General features: G+C 61.4%; 20 protein-coding genes and 1 riboswitch. Of the genes, 6 read left to right on the forward strand and 14 right to left on the reverse strand.

The window, feature by feature from the left end; all coding sequences use genetic code 11:
- The first annotated feature begins 2 nt into the window (after window positions 1-2).
- The 3 genes from ACJ8IN_RS05890 (at window position 3) to ACJ8IN_RS05900 (ending at window position 4,066) form a co-directional block, all read left to right on the forward strand.
- Window positions 3-1,040: an LLM class flavin-dependent oxidoreductase gene (locus tag ACJ8IN_RS05890; protein ID WP_049199552.1), complete on the forward strand. Its 1,038-nt coding sequence runs from the start codon at window positions 3-5 to the stop codon at window positions 1,038-1,040.
- Between the two features lie 11 nt (window positions 1,041-1,051).
- A complete protein-coding gene (locus ACJ8IN_RS05895) occupies window positions 1,052-2,518 on the forward strand; it encodes an aldehyde dehydrogenase (protein WP_308325713.1) in 1,467 nt (488 codons plus the stop codon).
- Between the two features lie 162 nt (window positions 2,519-2,680).
- The gene (locus ACJ8IN_RS05900; protein WP_060428309.1) at window positions 2,681-4,066 is read left to right on the forward strand and encodes a purine-cytosine permease family protein; all 1,386 of its coding nucleotides are present in this window, start codon (window positions 2,681-2,683) and stop codon (window positions 4,064-4,066) included.
- 404 nt (window positions 4,067-4,470) lie between these two features.
- Here ACJ8IN_RS05900 and pqqF read toward each other — a convergent pair whose 3' ends face one another.
- The 11 genes from pqqF to ACJ8IN_RS05955 all read right to left on the reverse strand — a co-directional run bounded on the left by pqqF (window position 4,471) and on the right by ACJ8IN_RS05955 (window position 16,973).
- The gene (pqqF, locus tag ACJ8IN_RS05905; protein WP_308325714.1) at window positions 4,471-6,786 is read right to left on the reverse strand and encodes a pyrroloquinoline quinone biosynthesis protein PqqF; all 2,316 of its coding nucleotides are present in this window, start codon (window positions 6,784-6,786) and stop codon (window positions 4,471-4,473) included.
- Window positions 6,787-6,788: 2 nt separating this feature from the next.
- Entirely contained in the window at window positions 6,789-7,925 is a 1,137-nt protein-coding gene (pqqE, locus tag ACJ8IN_RS05910; RefSeq protein ID WP_197846356.1) for a pyrroloquinoline quinone biosynthesis protein PqqE, read from the reverse strand.
- Window positions 7,918-8,196, reverse strand: a complete 279-nt coding sequence (gene pqqD, locus ACJ8IN_RS05915; RefSeq protein ID WP_039566152.1) for a pyrroloquinoline quinone biosynthesis peptide chaperone PqqD — start codon at window positions 8,194-8,196, stop codon at window positions 7,918-7,920. The genes pqqE and pqqD overlap by 8 nt, the downstream gene beginning before the upstream one ends.
- On the reverse strand, window positions 8,196-8,951 hold the full coding sequence (pqqC, locus tag ACJ8IN_RS05920; RefSeq protein WP_060420703.1) for a pyrroloquinoline-quinone synthase PqqC: 756 nt from the start codon (window positions 8,949-8,951) through the stop codon (window positions 8,196-8,198). The genes pqqD and pqqC overlap by 1 nt, the downstream gene beginning before the upstream one ends.
- Before the next feature lie 9 nt (window positions 8,952-8,960).
- Window positions 8,961-9,872 carry a pyrroloquinoline quinone biosynthesis protein PqqB gene (gene pqqB, locus ACJ8IN_RS05925; RefSeq protein WP_308325715.1) on the reverse strand — a complete coding sequence of 304 codons (912 nt, stop codon included), beginning with the start codon at window positions 9,870-9,872 and terminating at the stop codon, window positions 8,961-8,963.
- A 57-nt stretch (window positions 9,873-9,929) separates the two neighbouring features.
- Window positions 9,930-10,007, reverse strand: coding sequence for a pyrroloquinoline quinone precursor peptide PqqA (gene pqqA, locus ACJ8IN_RS05930; RefSeq protein WP_004937827.1), 78 nt, complete (start codon window positions 10,005-10,007; stop codon window positions 9,930-9,932).
- Between the two features lie 117 nt (window positions 10,008-10,124).
- Window positions 10,125-11,174 carry a dipeptidase gene (locus ACJ8IN_RS05935; protein ID WP_308325716.1) on the reverse strand — a complete coding sequence of 350 codons (1,050 nt, stop codon included), beginning with the start codon at window positions 11,172-11,174 and terminating at the stop codon, window positions 10,125-10,127.
- Between the two features lie 136 nt (window positions 11,175-11,310).
- Window positions 11,311-12,234: a LysR family transcriptional regulator gene (locus ACJ8IN_RS05940; protein WP_308325717.1), complete on the reverse strand. Its 924-nt coding sequence runs from the start codon at window positions 12,232-12,234 to the stop codon at window positions 11,311-11,313.
- 141 nt (window positions 12,235-12,375) lie between these two features.
- Window positions 12,376-13,845 carry a pyridoxal phosphate-dependent decarboxylase family protein gene (locus ACJ8IN_RS05945; protein ID WP_033638493.1) on the reverse strand — a complete coding sequence of 490 codons (1,470 nt, stop codon included), beginning with the start codon at window positions 13,843-13,845 and terminating at the stop codon, window positions 12,376-12,378.
- A gap of 18 nt (window positions 13,846-13,863) precedes the next feature.
- Window positions 13,864-15,246: a diaminobutyrate--2-oxoglutarate transaminase gene (locus tag ACJ8IN_RS05950; protein ID WP_072010260.1), complete on the reverse strand. Its 1,383-nt coding sequence runs from the start codon at window positions 15,244-15,246 to the stop codon at window positions 13,864-13,866.
- A gap of 506 nt (window positions 15,247-15,752) precedes the next feature.
- Window positions 15,753-16,973: an NADH:flavin oxidoreductase/NADH oxidase family protein gene (locus ACJ8IN_RS05955; protein WP_060420712.1), complete on the reverse strand. Its 1,221-nt coding sequence runs from the start codon at window positions 16,971-16,973 to the stop codon at window positions 15,753-15,755.
- Between the two features lie 71 nt (window positions 16,974-17,044).
- On the opposite strand from ACJ8IN_RS05955, the gene ACJ8IN_RS05960 reads away from it, so the two are divergent.
- Entirely contained in the window at window positions 17,045-17,467 is a 423-nt protein-coding gene (locus tag ACJ8IN_RS05960; RefSeq protein WP_060420715.1) for a MerR family transcriptional regulator, read from the forward strand.
- Here the strand turns inward: ACJ8IN_RS05960 and eno are convergent.
- Genes eno through ACJ8IN_RS05975 form a run of 3 tightly spaced genes read right to left on the reverse strand, consistent with a single transcriptional unit; the run spans window position 17,454 to window position 20,151 of the window.
- On the reverse strand, window positions 17,454-18,737 hold the full coding sequence (gene eno / locus ACJ8IN_RS05965) for a phosphopyruvate hydratase (RefSeq protein WP_308325718.1): 1,284 nt from the start codon (window positions 18,735-18,737) through the stop codon (window positions 17,454-17,456). The two genes, ACJ8IN_RS05960 and eno, sit on opposite strands and share 14 nt — an antisense overlap.
- A gap of 16 nt (window positions 18,738-18,753) precedes the next feature.
- Window positions 18,754-19,182: a hypothetical protein gene (locus ACJ8IN_RS05970; RefSeq protein ID WP_060420721.1), complete on the reverse strand. Its 429-nt coding sequence runs from the start codon at window positions 19,180-19,182 to the stop codon at window positions 18,754-18,756.
- A gap of 3 nt (window positions 19,183-19,185) precedes the next feature.
- Window positions 19,186-20,151, reverse strand: coding sequence for a DHHA2 domain-containing protein (locus ACJ8IN_RS05975; protein WP_308325719.1), 966 nt, complete (start codon window positions 20,149-20,151; stop codon window positions 19,186-19,188).
- Between the two features lie 40 nt (window positions 20,152-20,191).
- A riboswitch (Fluoride riboswitch) is annotated at window positions 20,192-20,267 on the reverse strand.
- 180 nt (window positions 20,268-20,447) lie between these two features.
- On the opposite strand from ACJ8IN_RS05975, the gene ACJ8IN_RS05980 reads away from it, so the two are divergent.
- Both ACJ8IN_RS05980 and ACJ8IN_RS05985 read left to right on the forward strand, forming a co-directional pair.
- A complete protein-coding gene (locus tag ACJ8IN_RS05980; RefSeq protein ID WP_033634542.1) occupies window positions 20,448-22,328 on the forward strand; it encodes a diguanylate cyclase domain-containing protein in 1,881 nt (626 codons plus the stop codon).
- Window positions 22,329-22,399: 71 nt separating this feature from the next.
- Window positions 22,400-23,248, forward strand: a complete 849-nt coding sequence (locus ACJ8IN_RS05985) for an AraC family transcriptional regulator (RefSeq protein ID WP_161764380.1) — start codon at window positions 22,400-22,402, stop codon at window positions 23,246-23,248.
- Window positions 23,249-23,283 lie beyond the last annotated feature (35 nt).

Genomic DNA, 23,283 nt, shown 5'->3' on the forward strand with positions numbered 1-23,283 from the left:
TGATGAAACTGTCTTTATTCGTGCATATGGAACGAACGTTACCCGAAGAATCGCAGGAGAAGCTCTACCAGGAGATGATCGAACTGTGTGAAATCGCCGATCGCGGCGGCATGCACGCCATCTGGACCGGCGAGCACCACGGCATGAATTTCACCATTGCGCCGAATCCGTTCATCAATCTGGCGGACATTGCCCGGCGCACCTCGCGGGTGCGGCTCGGCACCGGCACCATCATTGCGCCGTTCAATCACCCGATCCGTCTGGCGGGCGAGGCGGCGATGACCGACATCATCACCGGCGGCAGGCTGGAGCTGGGCATCGCGCGCGGCGCCTATTCCTATGAATACGAACGGCTGATGCCCGGTTTGACCGCCTGGGATGCCGGGCAGCGCATGCGCGAGCTGATCCCGGCGGTGAAAAAACTGTGGCAGGGCGACTATGCCCATCAGGGGGAATACTGGTCGTTCCCGGCGACCACCTCGTCGCCGCTGCCGAAACAGCAGCCGCATCCGCCGATTTGGGTGGCGGCGCGCGATCCCAACAGCCACGAATTTGCGGTGCAAAACGGCTGCAACGTTCAGGTTACGCCGCTGCATCAAGGGGAAGAGGAGATCGTGCGGCTGGTGACCTGTTTCAACGAGGCGCGTGCACGCTTCGCCGCCGAGCAGCCGCTGAAGATCATGCTGTTGCAGCATGGCTACGTAGCGGAAGATGAGGCGGACGCCCGCCTGGCGGCGGAAGAGCTCAACCGTTTCTACCACTACTTCGGCGCCTGGTTCAAGAACCAGCGGCCGGTGCGGCAAGGGCTGATTCAGCCGCTGAGCGACGAAGAGATCGCCGCCAATACCTATTACTCCGCCGAGATGATGCGCACCAACCTGGCTATCGGCACCGCCAATGAGGTCATTACGCGGCTGAAAAAATATGAGGCGCTGGGGTATGACGAGTTTGCGTTGTGGATCGACAGCGGCATGAGCTTTGCGCGTAAAAAGGCCTCTCTGGAGCGGTTCATTCGCTGCGTGATGCCGGAATTTCACTGACGGAGGCGCTGATGGAATCGTTCAAACTCTACATCGACGGCCGGTTTGACGCCGGTTCGGCCACCTTCGACTCGATCAACCCGGCGAGCGGCGAACCCTGGGCGCAGGTGGCGGAAGCCCGCGCGCAGGATGTGGATCGCGCCGTTGCGGCGGCGCACCGGGCTTTCCAGGGGGCCGAGTGGCGCGATATGACCGCCGGCGCGCGCGGCAAGCTGTTGTTGCGGCTGGCCGACTTGCTGGAGCAGCACGCCCCCGAGCTGGCGCGGCTGGAAACGTTGGATACCGGCAAGATCATCCGGGAAACCCAGGCGCAGATCGCTTATGTGGCGGAATACTACCGGTACTACGCCGGCCTGGCCGACAAGATGGAAGGCAGCGTGCTGGCGATCGACAAAGCCGACATGGAAACCTGGATACGTCGCGAACCGATCGGGGTGGTGGCGGCGATCGTGCCCTGGAACAGCCAGCTGTTTCTTGCGGCGGTGAAAATCGGCCCGGCGATCGCCGCCGGCTGCACGCTGGTGGTCAAAGCGGCGGAAACCGCGCCGGCGCCGCTGCTGGCGTTCGCCAGACTGATAGACGAGGCCGGTTTTCCACGCGGCGTATGCAATGTGATCACCGGCTTTGCCGCCGAATGTGGTGCGGTGCTGACGGCGCATCCGCAGGTAGACCACATCGCCTTTACCGGCGGCACGGAAACCGCGAAGCACATCGTTCGCGGCAGTGCGGAAAACCTCGCCAGCACCTCGCTGGAGCTGGGCGGAAAATCGCCGTTTATCGTTTTCGATGATGCGGATCTGACCAGTGCGGCGAATGCGCAGGTGGCGGCCATTTTCGCCGCGTCGGGCCAGAGCTGCGTAGCCGGCTCGCGCCTGCTGGTGGCGGAAAGCATCAAGGACGCGTTTTTGGCCCGGCTGACGGAGAAGGTGCGCAGCATCCACATCGGGCCGCCGGATCGCCCGGACACCCAGCTCGGGCCGCTTTGCACCAGGCAGCAGCAAGAGCGGATCGCCGCCATCGTCAGCCGTTCGCTGGAGCAGGGGGCAAAACTGGTGATTGGCCACGCGGCGATCGACTCACCGGGCTTTTACTACCCGCCGACGATTGTCGATTGCAGCGCACAACCCGACGCCGAGTGCGTGAAGCAAGAGCTGTTCGGCCCGGTGCTGTCGGTGTTGACCTTCAGGGACGAAGCGGAGGCCATTCAGCTTGCCAATGATTCTGCCTATGGCCTGGCGGCCGGCATTTTCACGCAGAACCTGACGCGCGCGCATCGGGTGACCCGTCGCCTGCGGGTGGGGGTGGTGTGGCTGAATACCTATCGAGCGGTATCGCCGCTGGCGCCGTTTGGCGGCTACGGCCAGTCGGGGTTTGGCCGCGAAGGCGGGATTGACGCCGCGCTGGAATACACCACCAGCAAAACGGTGTGGCTGCGCACCAGCGACGATCCGATAGACGATCCCTTTGTCATGCGCTGAGTCAGCGCAATCAGGCGCGATTTCAGATCGCGCCGGCAGCCCCGTTTTCATCGCATTGATACAGGCGACCGCAATGTCGCCGGGGCAGACGCACGCTTTTTTCGACCTATTCGCACGCTAACACGCTGTAAAAAATAATAATCCACGTTAACCGGGGGATATATGAACTCTCAGCCAGAGCAGACCGCGTTTATTGAAGACAAGTCGATCGATTTTGTTCCCGCCGGGGAGCGTCATGGCCATGCCCGCAGCCTGTTTACCCTGTGGTTTTGCACCAATATTGCGCCGCTGGCGGTCGTGACCGGGGCCATCTCCACACAAACGTTTCATCTCGATATTCTCTCGGCGCTGAGCGCGATTATCGCCGGCCACCTGTTCGGCGGTATTTTTCTGGCGCTGACCTCTGCCCAGGGGCCACAGGTCGGAATACCGCAAATGGTGCAGAGCCGGGCGCAGTTTGGCCGCTACGGCTCGCTGTTGGTGATCGTGTTCGCCACGGTGATCTATCTGGGGTTCTTTATTTCTAACATCACGCTTTCCGGCAAGGTCATCCATAACGTCATCCCGTCATTGAACATGGGCGTGGCGACGGTGATTGGCGCGGTGTTGGCAACGTTGATCGGGGTGGTGGGCTACCGTTTCATCCACAAGATCAACAAAATCGGCGCCTGGGTGATGGGCAGCGCGCTGATTCTCGGATTGGTATTGATGTTTTCTCAACCGCTGCCGGCGGATTTTTGGCAGCGGGGATCGTTCAGCATTGCCGGTTGGTTCGCCACGTTCTGCATCGGCGCCGTCTGGCAAATCAGCTTCTCGCCCTACACGTCAGACTATTCGCGTTACCTGCCGGCGGAAGTCGGCATTGCCAAACCCTTCCTGTATACCTACCTGGGCGCCTGCAGCGGCACCATTTTGGCCTTCGTGTTCGGCGTGGTGGCGGTCAATCTGGTCGCCGGCAGCGACGATGCCATGGAAGCGGTGCGCCAGGCGACGGGAGGGCTAGGGCCGGTGCTGATGGTGCTGTTTCTGATCAACATCATCTGCCATAACTCGATGAATTTGTACGGCGCGGTGCTTTCACTCATCACTGCGGTACAAACCTTCTTACCGCAGTGGATGCCGAATGCGCGTATACGCACGCTGTTCTCGGCGCTGATTTTGCTGGGGGCGGTGTGGGTGGCGCTGGTTGCCTCGGCCAACTTCGTTCATCTGTTCCTGAACCTGATTTTTGCCTTGATTTCGGTGCTGATCCCCTGGTGCATGATCAACCTGATCGATTTTTACCTGCTCAACCGCCAACGCTATGACACTTCGGCCATTTTCAGCGCCGACGGCGGGCGCTACGGCCTGCTTAACACCCGCGCGCTCGGCGTCTATTTCGGCGGTATTGCGGTGCAGGTGCCTTTCGTCGAGAACGCATTCTTCTCCGGCCCTTACGCCAATCTGATCCCGGGCGCAGACATTTCCTGGGTGATCAGCATGGTGCTGACCGGCATCGCCTACCCATTGTGTTGTTCGCGACGGGCTAACTGGGCGGTGCAATTATAATTCTCCTGCATCCCGGCCAGCATAAAAGGCTGGTTTGAGTGATATGATAAAGTAATTTTTAGAACAGGATGTTTCTAATTTTTTAATTTATTAAATTAGATAATAATCATATGAAATGGCTAAATGGATTTGGGCTAACTTATGATTGTTATATTAATGTTGTTGCTCATGGTGTTTTATATATCTCTAGCTTATGAGGTTAGAAGAATGAAAAAGCGAAGAATATATGCCTGCCATAAAAGGAAAAGGAGGGTGTCGGTTAGGCGATTAATCAACATGCTGTTATTCAAATGATTTTCCGATGTAATTCTTACAGGAGGGAATAAGATTTTTGAGATATATTCCCCCTGGTTATCAGTTGTCTCGCTACGTTTATATTGCGTCGGGTTGGCTCCGACGCAACATCAGCCTGTGGCGAATAGCCGCTGCTGCCAATAGGCCAGTTGCGTTAATGTCATGGGCTCGGCGGCAATGATTGCGTGATTTTCCAGGGCGATTTTGCGTGCGCGTTGCAATGGCTCGGCGCTGAGGCGCTGCACGCTTTGCCGCAGTGCCTGTTGCGTTTGTGCCAGCTCGTTTGCGCCCACGTGCGCCAGCTCATGACGCATTTGCAGTAAGAATTCGTCGGTTAACTGCCGCAGCTGTTCAACGTTGAACGTTGGGGATTGCAGCGCGAACAGCAGGCCTTCGGCATCGGCACAGCGGTGGAAGGCGCATTGCACCACGTAGCCCACGTTGCGATCCACGCGCAACTGCTGAAAATAGCGCGGCGCGTAAAGCTGGGCCAGCACGCGCAGCGCCCAACGGCCTTCGGCTTCGCCGTTCGGCAGCGGGTAAAACTGCAGCAAGGCGCTTTCGGCGCCGCTTTCCGTCAGCGTGACGGGGCGATGATGCTGATATATCGGCAGCGGCGGCTCGGCGGCCACGGGATAGGGGAAGTCGTACAGCAGGTGCGACAGCTGCCGTTTTAACTCGCCATCGCCGCCGACTAAGGTGGCATGCCACTGCACCGCTGTTGCTGTCGGCGCGCTGAGCGCCGCGGGCAATTGGGCCAGCAGGCGACGAATGGCGATGTCGTTTTGCTCTTGCAACTGCGTATGGCGCAGGTTTCTCGCCGCCTCGTTGAGAATGGCCGACGGCAACGCCGCCAGCGCCCGGTTCACCTCGCTCATCCCGTGGCAAAGCAGCGCGGGGCTGCCCGCCAGCTGCAGCAGCCACGCACCCTGGTGGCGTTCGAAGCTTAAATGTCCTTCCCGATGCGCCAGCTCTGCCGCCCCGGCGCGCAGCGCCGCCTGTAAGCCGTAGGCCTGTGCATCACTGAAGGGGCTGGACGGCGTCGGCCGCAGCAGCAGCACCGGCTGCGCTTCGTCGGGGCGCAGATGCCGCAGTGGCGCCAAGCCGGCAGGCAATGTCGGGGGCGGCAGCGCCGCCGAGGAGGAAAAAAAGCGAAAGGGTTCAGCCGTAGCCGTCAGCGCGGCGCCGGCGAAGGGGCCAAGCGCCAGCGGCAGCCCTTGAATTTCACGGGTTTCACCGCCGCCTTCGGGCCGCACGGCCAGGCGACGGCGCGGCGCGCTAATCAACGCCGCAATATGCCGTGGCCAATCGTCGTTCGGCTCCGCCGGCGGCAGCCCAAACGCTCTGGCACGCAGCTGGTCGAGCGGCGCCAAACGGTGGAAATCGCGATTTGCCAGCCGCTCGTAATGCGCAAGCTGGGCCGGTGTCAGCACCTGCAGCGCCTGCAGCCACGCCAACAACGCGCTTTCGATGTGGGCCGCTTCAGCGGCTGAACCGTGATTGACGGTAAAGATAAAACTCAGCAGCGCGTTGTTCTCGCTGCAGCGCGAATAATCTAGCCGAACCGCATCACACCACGCCTGAGCGCGCAGCCGGGCCAGCAGCCCGCCGGGGGCTTCGTCCAGCAGCAGGCGCTCCAGCCGCCGCAGCCAACCGCGCGAATGGGAGCGCGACAGGGCAAACACCAGTCTCAGCTGCGGTGTGCCGGGAAGAGACAGGGTGTAATCTTCCGCAGCGGTCAGCGGCGGTGAGCTCTCGTACGGTGAGCCGCTGCCCGATGGCAAGCGGCTGCCGTAACGCTGGGCCAGCGCATGCAGCTGCGCCAGCGATTGCGGGCCTTGCAGCCACAGCGTCAGGTTTGGCGCGCGAAAATAGCGCTGATAAAACTGCCGCAGCGCCAGCTGCAACGCGGAAATATCGCTGCCGAAGGCGGCGCGGCTGCCGATATGAAAGCGATGCATTGCGTCAAGGCCGCTGAACATCTGCCGCTGCGCGGCTTCGCAGCGGGTTTCCACATCGGCGCGCAGCAGGCGATATTCAGCGTCGATGACCTCAATCTCCTGAGCGATCGCCTCGGCCGCCAGCTGCGGGACGGCGAGCATATCGCTCAGCCGCGCCAGCCCCGGCGCCAAATGGTCTGCGCTTACTTCGAAGAAGAAGGTGGTTTGCGTGGCCTGGGTGGTGGCGTTCAGCCGACCTCCCACCGAGGCGACCCAGGCCATCAGACCATCTTGCGCGCCGTAGTTCGCGCTGCCGCGAAACAACATATGCTCCAGCAGATGCGCCAGGCCCGGCCAGGCGACGGGCGCCTGAAAACTGCCCGCTTCAATGCGCACCAGCGCGGCGGCGCCCGCGGCGGCAGGATCGCTTATCGCCTTGACGGCCAAACCGTTGTCGAGCTGCCAAGAGGCGCCGGCGGGTGTCATCGTCAACCCTTGAAGATCAGACGGGAGTTGGCCTGATTGCGAAAACGCAGCTGATCGATACCGATCTGCGAGCGATTCGCCGCTTCCCGCGCCGCCAGAATGGTGCCGTGGTGGGGCGATTTGCCGCACACCGGGTCGGCGTTGTCGGCGTTGCCGGTCAGCATGAACGCCTGGCAGCGGCAGCCGCCGTAGTCTTGCTCTTTCTCCGAGCAGGAACGGCACGGCTCCGGCATCCAGTCATAGCCGCGATAGCGGTTAAAGCCGAACGAGTGGTACCAGATATGCTGCAGATCGTGCTCCAGCACCGACGGGAAAGCGATCGGTAACTGACGGGCACTGTGACAGGGTAACGCCATGCCTTCCGGCGTCACGCTCATGAAGATGGCGCCCCAGCCGCCCATGCAGCCTTTGGGGCGCTCCTCGTAGTAGTCCGGCGTGACGAACAGCAGGTTGGCCAGCTTGCCGTCGGTGGCCATGCGTTCGCGGTAGCGTTTCACCACCGCTTCCGCGTCGGCGATTTGCTCGCGGGTCGGCAGCAGGCCCTCGCGGTTGAGGTGCGCCCAGCCGTAGAACTGGCAGGTCGCCAGCTCGACGTCGTCGGCGTCCAGCTGGATCGCCAGTTCGATAATGCGGTCGATCTGGCCGATATTATGGCGATGCAGCACGAAGTTGAGCACCATCGGATAGCCCAGCGCCTTGACCGCCCTGGCCATGGCCAGCTTCTGCTGAAACGCCTTGGCGGAGCCCGCCAGAGCGGCGTTCAGCGTTTCATCGCTGGCCTGAAAACTGATCTGGATATGGTCCAGCCCGGCGTCGGCGAAGGTCTGCAGCTTTTTCTCGGTCAGGCCGATGCCGGAGGTGATCAGGTTGGTGTAAAAGCCGAGCTTGCGCGCGGCGGCGATCAGCTCGGGCAGATCTTTACGCACCAGCGGCTCGCCGCCGGAAAAACCGAGCTGCACGCTGCCCATCGCCCGCGCCTGGCGAAACACCTCGATCCACTGAGCGGTGGTCAGCTCTTTTTCCTGCGCGGCGAAATCGAGCGGGTTGGAGCAATACGGACACTGCAGCGGGCAGCGGTAGGTCAGCTCCGCCAGCAGCCAGAGCGGCGGGTTCACCGCCGGCGCGCGCGCTTCAGTCACGGAAGGTCACCCATTTTTGTTCGTAGGCGCGCTGGAAAAACTCCAGCACGTCTTCCGCCAGCCCTTCGGCGCCGGGGAAGCGGGCGTTCAACTGGGCGATGATGCCGTTCAGCGTGGTGTGGCCGTCGACCAGCTGCAAGATGGCGGCGGCGCTGTCGTTCAGCTTGGCCATGCCTTCCGGGTAGAGGATCACGTGGCTGTTTTGCACTTGCTCCCATTGCAGGCGATAGCCGCGACGGAAGACGGGGGTATGTTCAGGGTTCAGCGTCATTACACCAGCCTCTGGTTGTGCCATACCCGCGCGGCGGTCACGCTGTGGTAAGGCGGGCGGTTCAGGGTATAGGCCATGCTCATGGCATCCAGCATGCTCCACAGAATGTCCAGCTTGAACTGCAGGATCTCCAGCATGCGCTGCTGTTTTTCTACGGTGTCGCAATAGTCCAGCGCCAGCGCCAGGCCGTGTTCCACATCGCGGTTGGCCTGGCCGAGGCGGCTGCGGAAATAGTCGTAGCCGGCGGCGTCGATCCAAGGGTAGTGCTGCGGCCAGCTGTCGAGGCGCGATTGGTGGATTTGCGGCGCGAACAGTTCGGTCAGCGAGCTGCAGGCCGCTTCCTGCCAGCAGGCGCGGCGCGCGAAATTGACGTAGGCGTCCACCGCGAAGCGCACGCCCGGCAGCACCAATTCTTCAGAGAGCAGGGCGTCGCGCTGCAACCCGACGGCTTCGCCCAGGCGCAGCCAGGCTTCGATGCCGCCTTCGCTGCCGCCGTAGCCATCGTGATCCAGGATGCGCTGCACCCATTTGCGGCGGGTTTCCGGCTGTGGGCAGTTGGCCATGATCGCCGCGTCTTTGATCGGAATGCTGGTCTGGTAGTAGAACCGGTTGGCCACCCAGCCCTGGAGCTGTTCGCGGGTCGCTTCGCCGTTGTGCATCGCGATGTGGTACGGGTGGTGAATATGGTAATAAGCGCCTTTGGCGCGCAGCGCCGCTTCAAACGCCTGTGGGTCAAGGGGCAGTGGTTGCGTCATGGCGGTTCCCTACAGTTCGATATTCATGCCGTCCCAGCTCACTTCAATGCCGGCGGCGGTCAGGCTTTGCCGCTCTACCGAGTCTTCATTGAGGATAGGGTTGGTATTGTTAATGTGGATCAGGATTTTGCGCCTGGCGGGCAAGGTGGCGAGCAGGGCCGCCAGCCCGTGTTCTTCCGCCAGCGCCAGATGCCCCATGTCCTTGCCGGTATTGCGGCCCACGCCGGCGTTGGCCAGCTCGTTGTCGCGCCACAGCGTGCCGTCGATCAGCAGGCAGTCCGCGCGGCGCAGCCACGGCAGCAGCGCCTCGTCCGGCTCACCCAGGCCCGGCGCGTACAGCAGCGCCACCCCGCGCGCGGTATCTTCGATAAACAGCGCCACGTTGTGGCCCGGCAGCGGGCGATCGCGGAACGGCGAATAGGGCGGCGCGTTGCTGAGCAGCGGAATGGCGGTAAAGCGCACGTTCGGGCAGACCATCGTGCGGAACGGCTCGCCGGGCGTCACCGGGTGGTGAATCAGGCCGCCGTTCCAGTGTGAGAGCATGGGAAACACCGGGAAACCGGTGCTGAGATCGTCATGCACTTCAGGGGTGCACCAGACGTGATGCGGGCAGCCCTCGCGCAAATTGAGCAAGCCCGCGCTGTGATCGATCTGGCTGTCGGTCAACACGATCGCGCCGATGCCGGTGCCGCGCAGCACCTCGGGATTATTCAATTCGGGCGAGGCCAGCAGCTGATGGCAAATGTCCGGGGAAACGTTGCACAGCACCCAGTTTTTACCGTCGTCGCTGACGGCGATGGAAGACTGCATGCGGCGCGTGGCGCTGATGCTGTGGTCGCGAACGCCCCGACAGTTGTCGCAGTTGCAATTCCACTGGGGAAAGCCGCCGCCCGCCGCCGAGCCGAGAACTTTTATCTGCATGTCTAAACCAGAAAAGAAGGAAAGAAATGCCCGCGCGAAAGGCGGGCAGACGGGCGATTAACGGTTGGAAATGTACAGCGTCACTTCCAGCCCCAGACGCAGATCAACAAACTCAGGTTTAGTCCAGGTAGTCATAGCGGTGCTCCTTTGCATGCATCGTAATAAGTCGAACCCAATGAGAAACGTTCGCATTCGGCCGGCCCAATGTTGGCGAAATGTGACGGAGATCGCAACCTTTAAAGCGTAACCGGGTTATTCACCCCAGGCAGCGGTGAGCGCGTTCAGCCAGTTGCGCCAGGTCAGCTTCTCCAGCAACCGGTTATCGAACCCGGCCTGCGCCAGCGCTTGCGTCAGGCGCGGCAGGCCAGCGGCGTCCTCCAGCGGTTGCGGTACGTTGACCCCGTCAAAATCAGAGCCAAATCCCACGCGATCTTCACCAAGTTTAGCGATCAAATACTCAACGTGTTTAACAATTTCTGTTAAGTCGGTCGTTGCACTGTCACGTTTACCGTCCGCACGCAGGAAGGCGGTGCCGAAATTGACGCCGACCATCCCGCCGCTCTGGGCGATGGCGCCCAGCTGTGCGTCGGTCAGGTTGCGCGGCTGGGGGCAGAGGGCGTGGGCGTTGGAGTGGGTGGCGACCAGCGGCGCGTTGCTCAGCACGGCGGTTTGCCAGAAGGTTTTCTCGTTCATGTGCGAGACGTCGATCATGATGCGGCGGCGGTTGCAGGCGCGGATCAGCGCCTCGCCGGCCGGCGTCAGGCCGGGGCCGGTATCGGGTGAGCCCGGGAACGGCCCGCTGACGCCGGTGCCGAAGGCGTTCGGCAGATTCCAGAATGGCCCGATGCTGCGCACGCCCAGCCGGTAGAAGGCCTCCAGCTGCGTCAGCTCCGCGTCGATCATGCTGGCACCTTCGATATGCAGTACCGCGGCAATTTGCCGGTTGAGGCGGCACTGTTCTATCTCGGTGGCGGTGCGGCAGATGCGCAGCCGCCCCTGAGAAGCCTGCTCCAACTGCTGCAGGATGGCGATCTGCCGTTCGGCGATCGCCAGCGGATCGAAGGCGGCCTGCGCCTCGTCCTGCGTTTGGTTGCGCATCTGGGCGATATAGCTGACCGGGGGAATAAATACCGCGAACAGTCCGCCGAAAAATCCGCCGCGCCGCATGCGGGAGAAATCGAGGTGGCCCGGCGTGACGCGGGAATAGAAGGCGGCGGCCGGATCGTCGTCGTGCTGCAGCCACAGGTTGAGCAGCAGGTCGTTATGGCCGTCGAATACCGGCCAGAGAGGGGGAAGCGTCATGAGCGTTTCACTGAGTCAGGCATCGTGAACGCTATGTTCTCCCATCGCGCGAGGGGGAACAACCCTCAGGGTATGGGGGCTTTACCGTTGGCTGGATCACTCGACGTCAGTAATGCAAAATCTAGTGACATTGTCACTATTCGCGAAACGGTTCCTGCACGCGCTGGCGACAGACCGACAGCACCAATTGCCGCAGCCAGCGGTGATCCGCCTCGGCGTCCAGGCGCGGGTGCCACATTTGCGACACGGTGATAGGCGGCGTTTTCACCGGCAGCTCGAAGACGCGCAGCGGGCCGTCGGCAGGTTGAGCGTGCAGGAAGGAGGCGGGCAACAGCGCCAGCAGGTTCGAGGCCTGCGCCACCGCCAGCGCGGCCGGAAAACTCGGCACCACGGCGGCAATCTGGCGCGTCAGCCCCAGCTCCGCCAGCGCGGCGTCTACCGGCCCGAGAATGCGCCCGCTGCGCGAGGCCACCACGTGGCCGCAGGCGGCATAGTCGGCGGCGCCGATTTCCCGCTGCGGCGCCAAGGGATGCGCGCTTCTTATCACCCCGACGAAGCGATCGCGAAACAGCGCCTGCAGGCGGATTTCCGGGCCCATGTCACCCAGCACGCCTATCTCCAGATCGACCAGCCCTTCACGCAGCGGGCGGTCGCTTTTCTCCGGCTTGGGCGCAAAGCGCAGCCGCACCCGCGGCGCCTGTTCGGCAGCGGCGGCGATCAGCGCCGGGCCGAAGGCTTCGACGAAGCCGTCGTTGGCGCGCAGCGTGAAGGTACGATCCAGCTCGGCGGGATCTAATGCTCCCTGCGCCGGGCGCAGCAGCGCACGGGCTTCGAATGCCGTATTTCGCGTCCGCTCGCGCAGCTTTTCGGCATAGGGCGTAAGCACCATATGACGGCCGGCGCGCACGAGCAGGGGATCGCCGGTGGCCGCGCGCAGCCGGTTGAGGGTGCGGCTCATCGCCGAAGCGCTTAAACCGAGACGCCGCGCCGCGCCGACGACGCTGCCCGCCGTCAGCAGCGCATCGAGCGCGATCAACAGGTTGAAATCAGGGTCGGTCATGCGTGCGTATCCTGTGGCGCTGGAATGAGAGAAGGCGTTTGATGCAGTATATCAGCGTAAACGCTGCGTCTCCTGCGATCTGATGAGCAATAAAAAAGCCGATAACGTATGTTATCGGCTTGAGTGGCAGACTGCGCGACGTTACGCCGGCAGCTGCTGCGCGGTTTTCTCGACCAGCGCCAGCAACAGCTTGATGTCTTCCAGCGTCACGATCGGGTTCAGCAGCGTCATCTTCAGGCAGGTTACGCCATCGAACTCGGTCACGCCGACGTTGGCGCGGCCCGATTCCAGCAGGGCGTCGCCGATGCGCTGGTTGAACAAGGCGACGGCCGCGTCGCCGTTCGCCGCCAGCTGCGCCGGACGGTAGCGGAACAGCACGCTGGCCAGCTGTGGCTGCATCACCAGTTCCAGCGATTCCTGATCGGCGATGTAACGCGCTACCTGTTGCGCCAGCGTCACGCCATGATCGATGATCTCGGCGTATTGCTTCTGCCCCAGCGCCTCCAGCCCCATCCACAGCTTCAACGCATCGAAGCGGCGGGTGGTCTGCAGCGACTTGGACACCAGGTTCGGCACGCCTTGCGCTTCGTCGAACTCGGAGTTCAGGTAGGCCGCCTGATAGCGCATCAGCTCATAGTGACGCTCGTCTTTCAGCAGGAAGGCGCCGCAGCTGATGGTCTGGAAGAACTGCTTGTGGAAGTCCAGGGTAATGGAGTCCACCAGTTCCAGGCCGTCGAGGTAGTCGCGGTACTGCTCGGAAAGCAGCAGCGCGCCGCCCCAGGCCGCATCCACGTGCACCCAAATCTGCTGCTGCGCCGCCAGCCGCGCGATGTCGCGCAGCGGGTCAATGGCACCGGCGTCGGTGGTGCCGGCGGTAGCGACAATCGCCATCACCTGCTCGCCGTTGGCCTTGGCCTGCGCCAGTTTTTCCGCCAGATCGTTCACGTCCATGCGGGCGAAGCGATCGGTTTTCACCAGGGTGACGGATTGATAGCCGAGGCCCATCAGCGCCATGTTCTTCTGCACCGAGAAGTGGGCATTTTCAGAACAGAACACCTTCAGCTTGCGCAGATCGCCCACCAGGCCGTCCTGCTGCACGGAGTGGCCCTGACGCGCGAAGAATGCATCGCGCGCCAGCATCAGCCCCATCAGGTTGCTCTGGGTACCGCCGCTGGTGAACACCCCGGCGTCGCCGGGCTGGTAACCAACCTGGGCGCGCAACCATTCGATCAGCTTCATTTCGATCAGCGTGGCCGACGGGCTCTGATCCCAGGAATCCATGCTCTGGTTGGTGGCGTTGATCAGCACTTCGGCGGCCTGGCTTATCACCAGGCTCGGGCAGTGCAGGTGCGCCACGCACTGCGGGTGGTGCACCGACAGGCTGTCTTTCAAAAAGTACTCGATGGCGCGATCGATCGCCGCCTGGTTGCCCAGGCCTTGCGGGGTGAAGTCGAGCTTGATGCGCTCGCGCAGTTCGGCAACGCTTTTGCCCTGATACATCTCGGGCTGTTGCAGCCACTGCACGACGGCTTCACTGCTCTGCGCGATCGCCTGGCGGTAAGCCTCGGCGCTGTGCGCCGAGGAAGCCAGAATCGGGTTTAACTTGGACATCGCGGTCATTCGCTCCAATCAGACTGGCTTGACGCCGGCGGCCAACAGCGCCTGCTCAAATTTATCCAGGAAAATACCCAGCTCATCGTTGGTGATCAGCAGGGAAGGCAGCAGACGCAGCACGCAGCCGTTGCGCCCGCCGCGCTCCAGGATCAAACCGGATTCGAAGCACTTTTTCTGCAGCAGCGCGGACAGCTCGCCATCGGCCGGGTAGCAGCCCATGTGATCCTGCGCTTCGTTCGGCTTGACGATCTCGATGCCGATCATCAGGCCCAGGCCGCGGACGTGACCGATCACCGGATACCGTTTCTGCAGCTCGGCCAGTTTGCCTTTCAGCCACTCGCCCTGAGCGGCCACTTTGTCGGCGACCTGGTGCTCTTTCAGGTATTGCAGGGTGGTCAGGCCGGTGGCCATCGCCAGCTGGTTGCCGCGGAAGGTGCCGGTGTGGTGACCCGGTTCCCAGGCGTCGAACTCTTTCTTGATGCCCAGCACCGCGAGCGGCAAGCCGCCGCCGACCGCTTTCGACATCACGATGATGTCCGGCTCGATGCCCGCGTGTTCGAAGGCGAACAGCTTGCCCGTACGGGCGAAACCGGCCTGAACTTCGTCGATGATCAGCAGAATACCATGCTCCTGCGTCACTTTGCGGATGCGCTGCAGCCACTCGGCCGGCGCCGGGTTAACGCCGCCTTCGCCCTGAACGGCTTCCAGGATCACCGCCGCCGGTTTGCGCACGCCGCTTTCCACGTCGTTGATCAGGTTGTCGAAGTAGTAGGTCAGCGCCTTGACGCCGGCTTCGCCGCCGATGCCCAGCGGGCAGCGGTATTCATGCGGGTAAGGCATGAACTGCACTTCCGGCATCATGCCGTTGATCGCCGCCTTCGGCGACAGGTTGCCGGTGACCGACAGCGCGCCGTGGGTCATGCCGTGATAGCCGCCGGAGAAGCTGATCACGCCGGAACGGCCGGTGTGCTTTTTCGCCAGCTTCAGCGCGGCTTCCACCGCATCGGCGCCGGACGGGCCGCAGAACTGCAGGCAATATTCTTTGCCTTCGCCCGGCAACAGAGAGAGCAGGTAATCGGAGAAACGATCTTTTAACGGGGTCGTGAGATCGAGAGTATGTAACGGCAAGCCGCTGGTAATGACATTTTGGATGCTTTGCAGGACGTCGGGGTGATTATGTCCAAGAGCCAACGTTCCCGCCCCGGCCAGGCAATCAAGATATTGATTATTCTCAACATCAGTGATCCAAACGCCCTGGGCTTTCGCAATTGCCAACGGCAATTTGCGCGGATAACTCCTAACATTCGACTCAAATTCGGCTTGGCGCGCCAAATAGGTTTCATTGTTTCCGTTTAATGAGTTTGCAACTAAAGTATCAATACGGACTTTATCCGTCATCATATCTCTCCTACAACCGAAGGTCTCAAGACGCAACGATTGAATTAATGAATTAGAAAAGTAACTGCCTTGTGAAAAGCGCGACCAATATATGGCTTTTTCGCCTGGGACTCAATAGCCGATTTTGTTTTGAATTGTTTAGTTTTTTCTTAGGCTCATCAATATGTTGTTGATTTGTTGACCGTTGGTTTTGCCGGCAAAAAACAACATTTCTTTAACATTGCGTAAAAATGCTTTTCTGCTTTCCTTTGGCTGCTTCTTTAATGCATTTATTATTAAGGTGAATTTCCGATTAATAACATAAATAGAAAATAGCGGCTTATTTTCATCTATTCACCACCTTAAGTCCTAAAGCGGTTATATACACAAAATTTGTGATGAATATAAGCAGCCGAGCGTTAAAAGCGCAGTATCCAGAGCGGTGATTTCTTGCAGATTTTACGTAGCGCGATCAAAAAAGCGGGATTTTTGTGCGGCCGCCGGCGTGTTTGCCGGCGCCGCGGTCATTAACGTTGCTGTAACCAGGCGTGGTAACGCTGCAGGATACGGCGGGTACGCCACTGATCGACGACCAGCGTGAACAGCGGCGAGTAGCGCACATTGCGCGGCCGATCGTCACTCAACGCGCGCATCCGGCGCTTGACCAACGCCATGCGGGCGAGCGACGCCATCACCTTGCTGCGCCAGGTGACCGGGGCAGGCAGCGCATGGGGGGCCGCGCCGGTTTGCCAGCGCCGCGGCAGATCGGGCACTTCCGCCATGGCGGTAGCGATGCCGACGACCGCGACGCCGCTGTCCAGCACCCGCTGCGCCACCGACGGGCGGGCGATGCCGCCGGTGGTCATCACCGGCATGCGCGCGACGGCGGCAAGATCGCGGGCGAAGGTCAGAAAATAGGCTTCGCGCGCCAGAGTGCGGCCGTCCGCCGTGTCGCCTTGCATCGCCGGGCTTTCGTAGCTGCCGCCGGACAGTTCGATCAGATCGACCGGCAACTCGTTCAACATCAGCACCACCTGGCGGGCATCGTCCGATGAAAAACCGCCGCGCTGGAAATCGGCGGAATTCAGTTTGACCGCCACGCAAAATTCCGGCGAGACGCGCTCGCGCACCGCACGCACTACTTCCAGCAGCAACCGGGCGCGGTTCGCCAACTCGCCGCCCCAGCGATCGTTGCGCTGGTTGGTCAGCGGCGAGAGAAACTGGGAAATCAGATAGCCGTGCGCCGCGTGGATCTCCACGCCGGTAAAACCGGCCTGTTCGGCGGCGTGCGCGCTGGCGGCGAAGCGCGCGATCACCTCGGCGATCTGCGCTTCATCCATCGCCTGCGGCTGGGCGAACAGCTTGCTGTGCTTGCCCATCGCCAGCGGGATGGCGGAGGGCGCCCACGCGTTACCGCCCATGTTCGCCATCACCTGCCGGCCCGGGTGGTTAAGCTGCATCCACACCTGCGCGCCGCCCTGGCGCGCGGCCTTGGCCCAGGTTTCGAACGGGGCGAGCGGCGTGTCCTGTTCCAGCACCACACCGCCGGGGCCGGTCATGGCGCGGCCGTCGATCATCACGTTGCCGGTGATGATCAAGCCGGCGCCGCCTTCGGCCCAGTAGCGGTATAAGCGCCACAGCGCCGGGCCGGGCAATTGGCCCGGGGCGGCCAGATTTTCTTCCATCGCCGCCTTGGCCAGACGGTTGGATAAACGGCTGCCGTTGGGCAGTGTCAGTGGGGTAAACATCGGTTTGCGCTCCTGTCGTACGGGGAATGGCGCTATACTAGGTTTAAAGTTAACTTTAAGGTCAATAGGGCATGAAGATCGGAGAATTGGCGCAGCGCGCCGGCGTGGCCGCCTCGGCGATACGCTACTACGAGCAGCTGGGGCTGCTGCCGAAACCGGTGCGCGGCGTCAACGGTTATCGGGTCTACAGCGATAGCGCGCTGGAGCGATTGCACCTGATCCAAATCGGCCAAAATTTGGGGTTTTCGCTGCAGGCGATCCAACGCGTGCTGGCGCTGCAGGGCAGCGCTTATGAGGATGGGTTGATACGTGGCGTCGATGAACGGCTGGCGGAGATCGAGCTGATGATGGCCACGCTGAATGAACAACGAGAAACCTTGTTGACGACCCGGCTGACCTTATTGGCGTCCGGTGTCGCCGGGCTGTGCCAAGCCAAGGGCGAAAAACAGGCCGACGCATCGCCGGCCCGGCCGGCAAAGCTTAGCGGCGTTTAAAGGCGGAACGCCCGGCATACACCGCCGCGGCGCCCAACTGGTCTTCGATGCGCATCAGCTGATTGTATTTTTCGATGCGCTCGCCGCGGCTCGGCGCGCCGGTTTTCAGATGGCCGGCTCGCATCGCGACCGTCATGTCGGCGATAAAGCTGTCGACGGTTTCACCGCTGCGGTGCGAGATAAAGGTGCTCCAGCCGTTCGCCTGGCAGAGCTGTACGGCGGCGAAGGTTTCGCTCAGCGTGCCGATCTGGTTCAGCTTGATCAGCGCCGCATTGGCCAACCGTTCATCAATCCCGCGCTGGATGTATTTCACGTTGGTGACGAACAGATCGTCGCCGACCAGCTCCACCTGGTCGCCCAGGGCATCGCTCAGAATACGCCAGCCGGCCCAATCGTCTTCGGCCAAGCCGTCTTCAATCAGCACGATGGGGAAGTCCTGCACCAGCCGTTGGTAATAGGCCGTCATCTGGGCTGCGTCCAACTCGAGGTTCTCGCTGCGCAGACGGTACTTGCCGTCGGCGTAGAATTCGCTCGAGGCCGGATCCATGCAGATCGCGATATCTTCTCCCGGCCGGTAGCCGGCTTTTTCTATCGCCTGCACGATCAGCTCGAGCGGCTGGCGATTTGAGGCGACCGCCGGCGCGAAACCGCCTTCGTCGCCGACGCCGACCGACAGGCCTTTTTCCAACAGGATTTGGCGCAGCGCCTGATAAACTTCACTGCCCCAGCGCACGGCCTCGCGCAGCGACGGCGCGCCCAGGGGGGCTATCATAAATTCCTGAAAGTCCGCCCCTTGCCACCGGGCGTGCACGCCGCCGTTGATGATATTCATGCAGGGCACCGGCAGCAGGTTGGCGCCGATGCCGCCCAGATAACGATACAGCGGCAGCTGCGACAATTGCGCCGCGAGGCGGGCGGCGGCCAGAGAAACGCCGAGCAGGGCGTTGGCCCCCAATCGGCTCTTGTTCTCGCTGCCGTCCAGCGCGATCAGCCGGCGGTCAATCTCCGCCTGTTGGCGCACATCCACCCCGAGTAGCGCCTCATTGATCGCCGTTTTGACGCTGTGTACCGCCTCCAGTACGCCTTTGCCGCCGAAACGGTGCGGATCGCCGTCGCGGTGCTCCACCGCCTCGCGCGAGCCGGTGCTGGCTCCCGAAGGCACCGAAGCCCGGGCCACGACGCCCCCCGCGCTCATGTCGACTTCGACGGTCGGGTTGCCGCGCGAATCCAGGATCTCTCTGGCGGTTACGTTTTCAATCTCATAGCTCATGGATGATCACCTCATTCTAGGGAGTAGGCACGTGCTTTATCAGCACGTCGATCGACAAATGGTTGATGAATTCGAAACCGAAGGAGGCAAAGACGCCAAACGGACGGTTCTGATGGCCGAGTAGCAACAGATCGACGCCTTCGCAGGCAATCAGAGCTTCGACGTCTTTGAAGCGATGGATGCTGACAATTGCGCGCACCTCCAGCGGGACTGCGCTGTCTTCCACCAGGCGGCTGAGCATGGCTTTGGTGGCGATCACCTCGCTGGACTGGCGATCTTTGGTCAGTGAATCGCTGAGGTAGTCCAGCTCGGCATAGTCGGCGCTGATGTGCGCCACGGTAATGCGCGTATTCATCTGCTGATTGAGGCGTTCGGCATGGCGCAACAGCAGCCGGCCGTCGCGTTCATCCTGCACCAGCAGTAAAGCATGTTGATAGAGCGGCATGACTTATCTCCCTGCGTTAGCGATCTGGAGGGTTAACCACGGTAAAACCTCTTTTTTCCGGCTCGTCATATCGGGCAGCGATACCTGACGAATGCCGAGCACTCGGTTCGATGAGAAATACAGGGTGGAGCGGCGGCGGGTGATATCGGTGACCAATAGCGCAGTCATCTCCAGCCCGGTTTCCTGCTTCGCCTGCTCGAGCGCCTGTTGCAGCGCGGGCAACAGCGGATCGATGTCGCTCATGGCCCGCACTTCTATCTGCGACAGCAGCAGCGAAACGGTATGGATGCGGTAATTCTTGGCGTCGCGCTGCAGCAACTGCGGGGCGGATTGCCCGGAGAGATCGGTTTTGGCGGCCAGCAGCCCGGCGATGAAAGCGTCATAGTCGACGTGAGAGATTGCGCGCAACCGGGTGACCGCCAGCCGATCCTGTTCCGTGGTGGTCGGCGCACTGAGCGCGACGGTGTCGCTCAGGATGGCGCCCAGCAGCAGAGTGGCCTGCGCGGCGCTAAGTGGCATCGGCCTTTCTGCCGTCAGGATCTGCAGGATCACGGTGGCGCAACAGCCGACGGCGCGCACCCAGACATCGGGCGGGTTGCGGGTGACTAACGTGCCCAGCCGGTGATGGTCGATAACGCCGACCACGTCGCTGTCGGGCAATGAGGCCGGGCCTTGTTCGATATCGGTAAAGTCGACCAGCCAGACTTTGCGGTCACGGAGATCGTCTGTCAGCAGCGCAGGTGCTTGTACGCCGGCGGCAGCCAGTATGTAGCGGGTTTCCGGCGTGAGGTCGCCTAGGCGGAAAGCCACGGCCGGTTTGCCTAGGTGATTGAGCCAGTCCGCGACCACCAGCGCGCTGCAGATGCTGTCGCTGTCGGGATTTTTATGGCCGAAAACGTACAGGGGCATTTCCCGCGCGACGGCATCGGGCTGGAACGGAAAAGGGGTAAGACGTGAGATTTCATTCATAGCGACTCCTGACATACCTGCCTAAAAAATAAAGCGAAGTTGTATATCAGGCGTCATCATCCGGTTCGAGTGAACGCGGCGGTTGGGAAAGGTGGAACACCATCACCTTGTGAACGACTGTAGCGCAGCGCGGGGGTAAACGCAACGTCCGGCAAAGCTGGCGAGAATGCGCAATCGGATTGATACTGAGTGAGTCTATGATGGACAAGGATATTTGTCGCTGACCGACGGATAGGGCGAACGGACTCACGCCGGCTGGCTGCGCCGGATCCGTGGGTGACACAATGGGAGACAACATGCTCGAACCCTGCTTCCCCGAAAACGAAGCCGAACGCCTGTCGGTATTGAATTCGCTGAACGTGCTGGATTCAAACTCGGTGGAAAAACTGGATCGCATCACGCGGCTGGCGGCGAAATACTTCGGCGTGACCATTGCGCTGGTGTCGCTGATCGACCGGGATCGCCAATGGTTTTTATCGCGCTACGGTCTGGATGCCCGGGAAACGCCGCGCAATATCTCGTTTTGCGGCCATGCGATCTTGCAACGCGAAGCGCTGGTGGTGCCCGATACCGCCAACGACCCGCGCTTTTTCGATAATCCGCTGGTGATCGGCGGGCCGAGGATCGGTTTCTACGTCGGGCAGCCGCTGCTGTCGCTCGACGGGCTGCCGCTCGGCACCCTGTGCATTATCGACAGCCACCCGCAGCCGTTTTCCCCGGAACAACTGGCCGATCTGCATGATTTCGCCGCCGTGGTGGAGGAGTATCTGCAGAGTATTGAGCGCCACGTCTATACCGAAAACCTGAAGTCCGACCTGCAGCGCACGGAGGCCCTGTTCGAACAGACCTTCGCCCAGGCGGCGGTAGGGATGGCGCTGGTTTCGCTGCAGGGGTATTGGCTGCGGGTGAACCCGCGCATCTGCGAAATGTTGCACTATTCCGAGCGCGAGCTGATGGATCGCACCTTCCAGGACATTACCTATCCGCTCGATCTCAATACCGACCTGGAAAAGCTGCAGCAGCTGTTGAAAAATGAAATCAGCACCTACTCGATGGAAAAACGCTATTTCCGCGCCGACGGCTCGATCGTTTGGGTGCAGCTGACGGTGGCGCTCAATCGCTTGCCGAACGGCAAACCGGACCATTTCATCTCGGTTATCGTCGATATCAGCGAGCGCAAGGCGGCCGAGGCCGATCTGTTCGCGTTGCAGCATGAGCTGGAGGAACGCGTCGAAACCCGCACGCGGGAGCTGAACGTGGTGGTCAAAAAACTCAACGAAGAGATTGAAACCCGCGTGCTCGCCGAATATCAGCTCAGTGCGGAGAAGGAGCGTCTGCGCGCCATTACCGACAACATGCCGGCCTTAATCAGCCAGATCGACGGCAATGAACGCTACCTGTTCGCCAACAGCGCCTACAAAACCTGGTTCGGTCTGGAGGAGTCCAGCCTCAGGGGGATGACGGTGCGCGATTTCATGGGGGAAAGCGTCTATCGGATAGCAAAACCGATGATCGAACGGGCCCTCGCGGGCGAAATGGTGAGTTTTGAGAATGAGCTGCAGACCCGGCAGGGGCTGCTGATGATCCACACCACGCTGGTGCCGTGCGAAGCGCAGGGCTTTTACATTCTCGCCATGGACATCACCGAACTGAAGCGGCTGCAGCAGCGGCTGGAATATGACGCGACCCACGACATGCTGACCGGATTGACCAACCGCCGTGCGTTTCTGCGCCGGTTGTCGGGCACGCTGCAGGCCTGTTGCCATCAGCGGCAGATGGCGCTGCTGTTTATCGATCTCGACGGCTTCAAAACCCTTAACGACAGCTATGGCCATGACTTCGGCGACGCGATCCTGAAAACTTTCGCCACGTTGCTCAGCGCCTGCGCCGGCGAGCGCCACAGCGTCTCGCGTCTGGCCGGTGACGAGTTCACGGTGATCCTGTGGCCGTTGACGGATCCGCGGCGCGAGGTCAGCGAGTTTTGCGAAAACGTGTTGGCGCAACTGGCCACAATTACGCAGATCGGGCCGCAGAAGGTACGGCTTTCCGCCAGCATCGGCGCGGCCATTTCCCCACGCGGCGATGTGACGGAGGAGATGCTGCTGACCCGCGCCGACGGCGCGATGTATCAGGCGAAATCGGCCGGAAAGGGCACTTACGCCATCTGCGAGCTGTGAGCGTGCAACCGCGGCGGTGTCAGGGTAAGCTGTTTTTTCTTTTCCTGTGAGCAGAACTCCGGACTGATTGCATGGCGTCAAATCATCAACATAAAGACTGGCTCGAATTGCGACGCGATGACGAAACCGGTATTGAGAGCGTCAACGCTCACTTTCAGGGTCATGCCTACGATCCTCACGATCATGATGAAATGCTGGTGGGCGTCACGCAGCAGGGCTTGCAGCGTTTCCATTGCCACCGCTCGCTGCATACCAGCCGGCCGGGGCGCGCCATGCTGATCGAGCCGGGCGCGGTGCACGATGGCCATGCGCCGCAGGCCGAGGGGTTTACCTATGCGATGCTTTATCTGCCGCAGCGCTGGGTCTCCGACGCGATGAGCCGCCGCGGATTGGGGGACGCTTCGGTGCTGGAAGGCGCCTTCCACAGCACGTTGACCGACGATCCGATGCTGGCGACCGCGATCCACCAGGCGTTTTTTGCGTTGCATCAGGGGGAAGGCCGGCTGGCGCGCGATCAAAGCCTGGAGCAACTGCTGACGCTTTTGGCACGGCATATTCGCGTTCGGCCAACTTCCCAAAGCGATGACGCTTTAATTGAGATGAATCGCTTGCGGGACTACTTGCATGCACATATGGCGGATAATCCCAGCCTGGATGAACTTGCTCTTCAGTGCGGCCTGGATCGTTTCCGCCTGACTCGCCAGTTCACCCGGGCTTTCGGCCAGTCGCCGCACGCTTATTTGGTTCGGTTGAGGCTGCGGGCTGCACGCTTGCTGTTGGCGCAGGGGGAAGAACCGGCGCAGGTCGCCATGCAGGTGGGTTTTGCCGATCAGAGCCATTTGGGCCGCTGGTTCCAGCGCGCCTACCGATTATCGCCGGCGGCCTATCAACGCCAGTGCACAAACGTTCTATACCGTTGACTTGCCATCTCCGATGATGCGCGTTTAACAGCACA

The organism is Serratia sp. CY31944 (assembly GCF_052169175.1).
Lineage (GTDB): Bacteria > Pseudomonadota > Gammaproteobacteria > Enterobacterales > Enterobacteriaceae > Serratia > Serratia sarumanii.

Coding starts and splice junctions, on each gene's coding strand:
- ACJ8IN_RS05890 (WP_049199552.1), top strand. CDS start 3: ATGAAACTGTCTTTATTCGTGCATATGGAACGAACGTTACCCGAAGAA.
- ACJ8IN_RS05895 (WP_308325713.1), top strand. CDS start 1,052: ATGGAATCGTTCAAACTCTACATCGACGGCCGGTTTGACGCCGGTTCG.
- ACJ8IN_RS05900 (WP_060428309.1), top strand. CDS start 2,681: ATGAACTCTCAGCCAGAGCAGACCGCGTTTATTGAAGACAAGTCGATC.
- pqqF (WP_308325714.1), bottom strand. CDS start 6,786: ATGACACCCGCCGGCGCCTCTTGGCAGCTCGACAACGGTTTGGCCGTC.
- pqqD (WP_039566152.1), bottom strand. CDS start 8,196: ATGACGCTGAACCCTGAACATACCCCCGTCTTCCGTCGCGGCTATCGC.
- pqqC (WP_060420703.1), bottom strand. CDS start 8,951: ATGACGCAACCACTGCCCCTTGACCCACAGGCGTTTGAAGCGGCGCTG.
- pqqB (WP_308325715.1), bottom strand. CDS start 9,872: ATGCAGATAAAAGTTCTCGGCTCGGCGGCGGGCGGCGGCTTTCCCCAG.
- pqqA (WP_004937827.1), bottom strand. CDS start 10,007: ATGACTACCTGGACTAAACCTGAGTTTGTTGATCTGCGTCTGGGGCTG.
- ACJ8IN_RS05935 (WP_308325716.1), bottom strand. CDS start 11,174: ATGACGCTTCCCCCTCTCTGGCCGGTATTCGACGGCCATAACGACCTG.
- ACJ8IN_RS05940 (WP_308325717.1), bottom strand. CDS start 12,234: ATGACCGACCCTGATTTCAACCTGTTGATCGCGCTCGATGCGCTGCTG.
- ACJ8IN_RS05945 (WP_033638493.1), bottom strand. CDS start 13,845: ATGTCCAAGTTAAACCCGATTCTGGCTTCCTCGGCGCACAGCGCCGAG.
- ACJ8IN_RS05950 (WP_072010260.1), bottom strand. CDS start 15,246: ATGACGGATAAAGTCCGTATTGATACTTTAGTTGCAAACTCATTAAAC.
- ACJ8IN_RS05955 (WP_060420712.1), bottom strand. CDS start 16,973: ATGTTTACCCCACTGACACTGCCCAACGGCAGCCGTTTATCCAACCGT.
- ACJ8IN_RS05960 (WP_060420715.1), top strand. CDS start 17,045: ATGAAGATCGGAGAATTGGCGCAGCGCGCCGGCGTGGCCGCCTCGGCG.
- eno (WP_308325718.1), bottom strand. CDS start 18,737: ATGAGCTATGAGATTGAAAACGTAACCGCCAGAGAGATCCTGGATTCG.
- ACJ8IN_RS05970 (WP_060420721.1), bottom strand. CDS start 19,182: ATGCCGCTCTATCAACATGCTTTACTGCTGGTGCAGGATGAACGCGAC.
- ACJ8IN_RS05975 (WP_308325719.1), bottom strand. CDS start 20,151: ATGAATGAAATCTCACGTCTTACCCCTTTTCCGTTCCAGCCCGATGCC.
- ACJ8IN_RS05980 (WP_033634542.1), top strand. CDS start 20,448: ATGCTCGAACCCTGCTTCCCCGAAAACGAAGCCGAACGCCTGTCGGTA.
- ACJ8IN_RS05985 (WP_161764380.1), top strand. CDS start 22,400: ATGGCGTCAAATCATCAACATAAAGACTGGCTCGAATTGCGACGCGAT.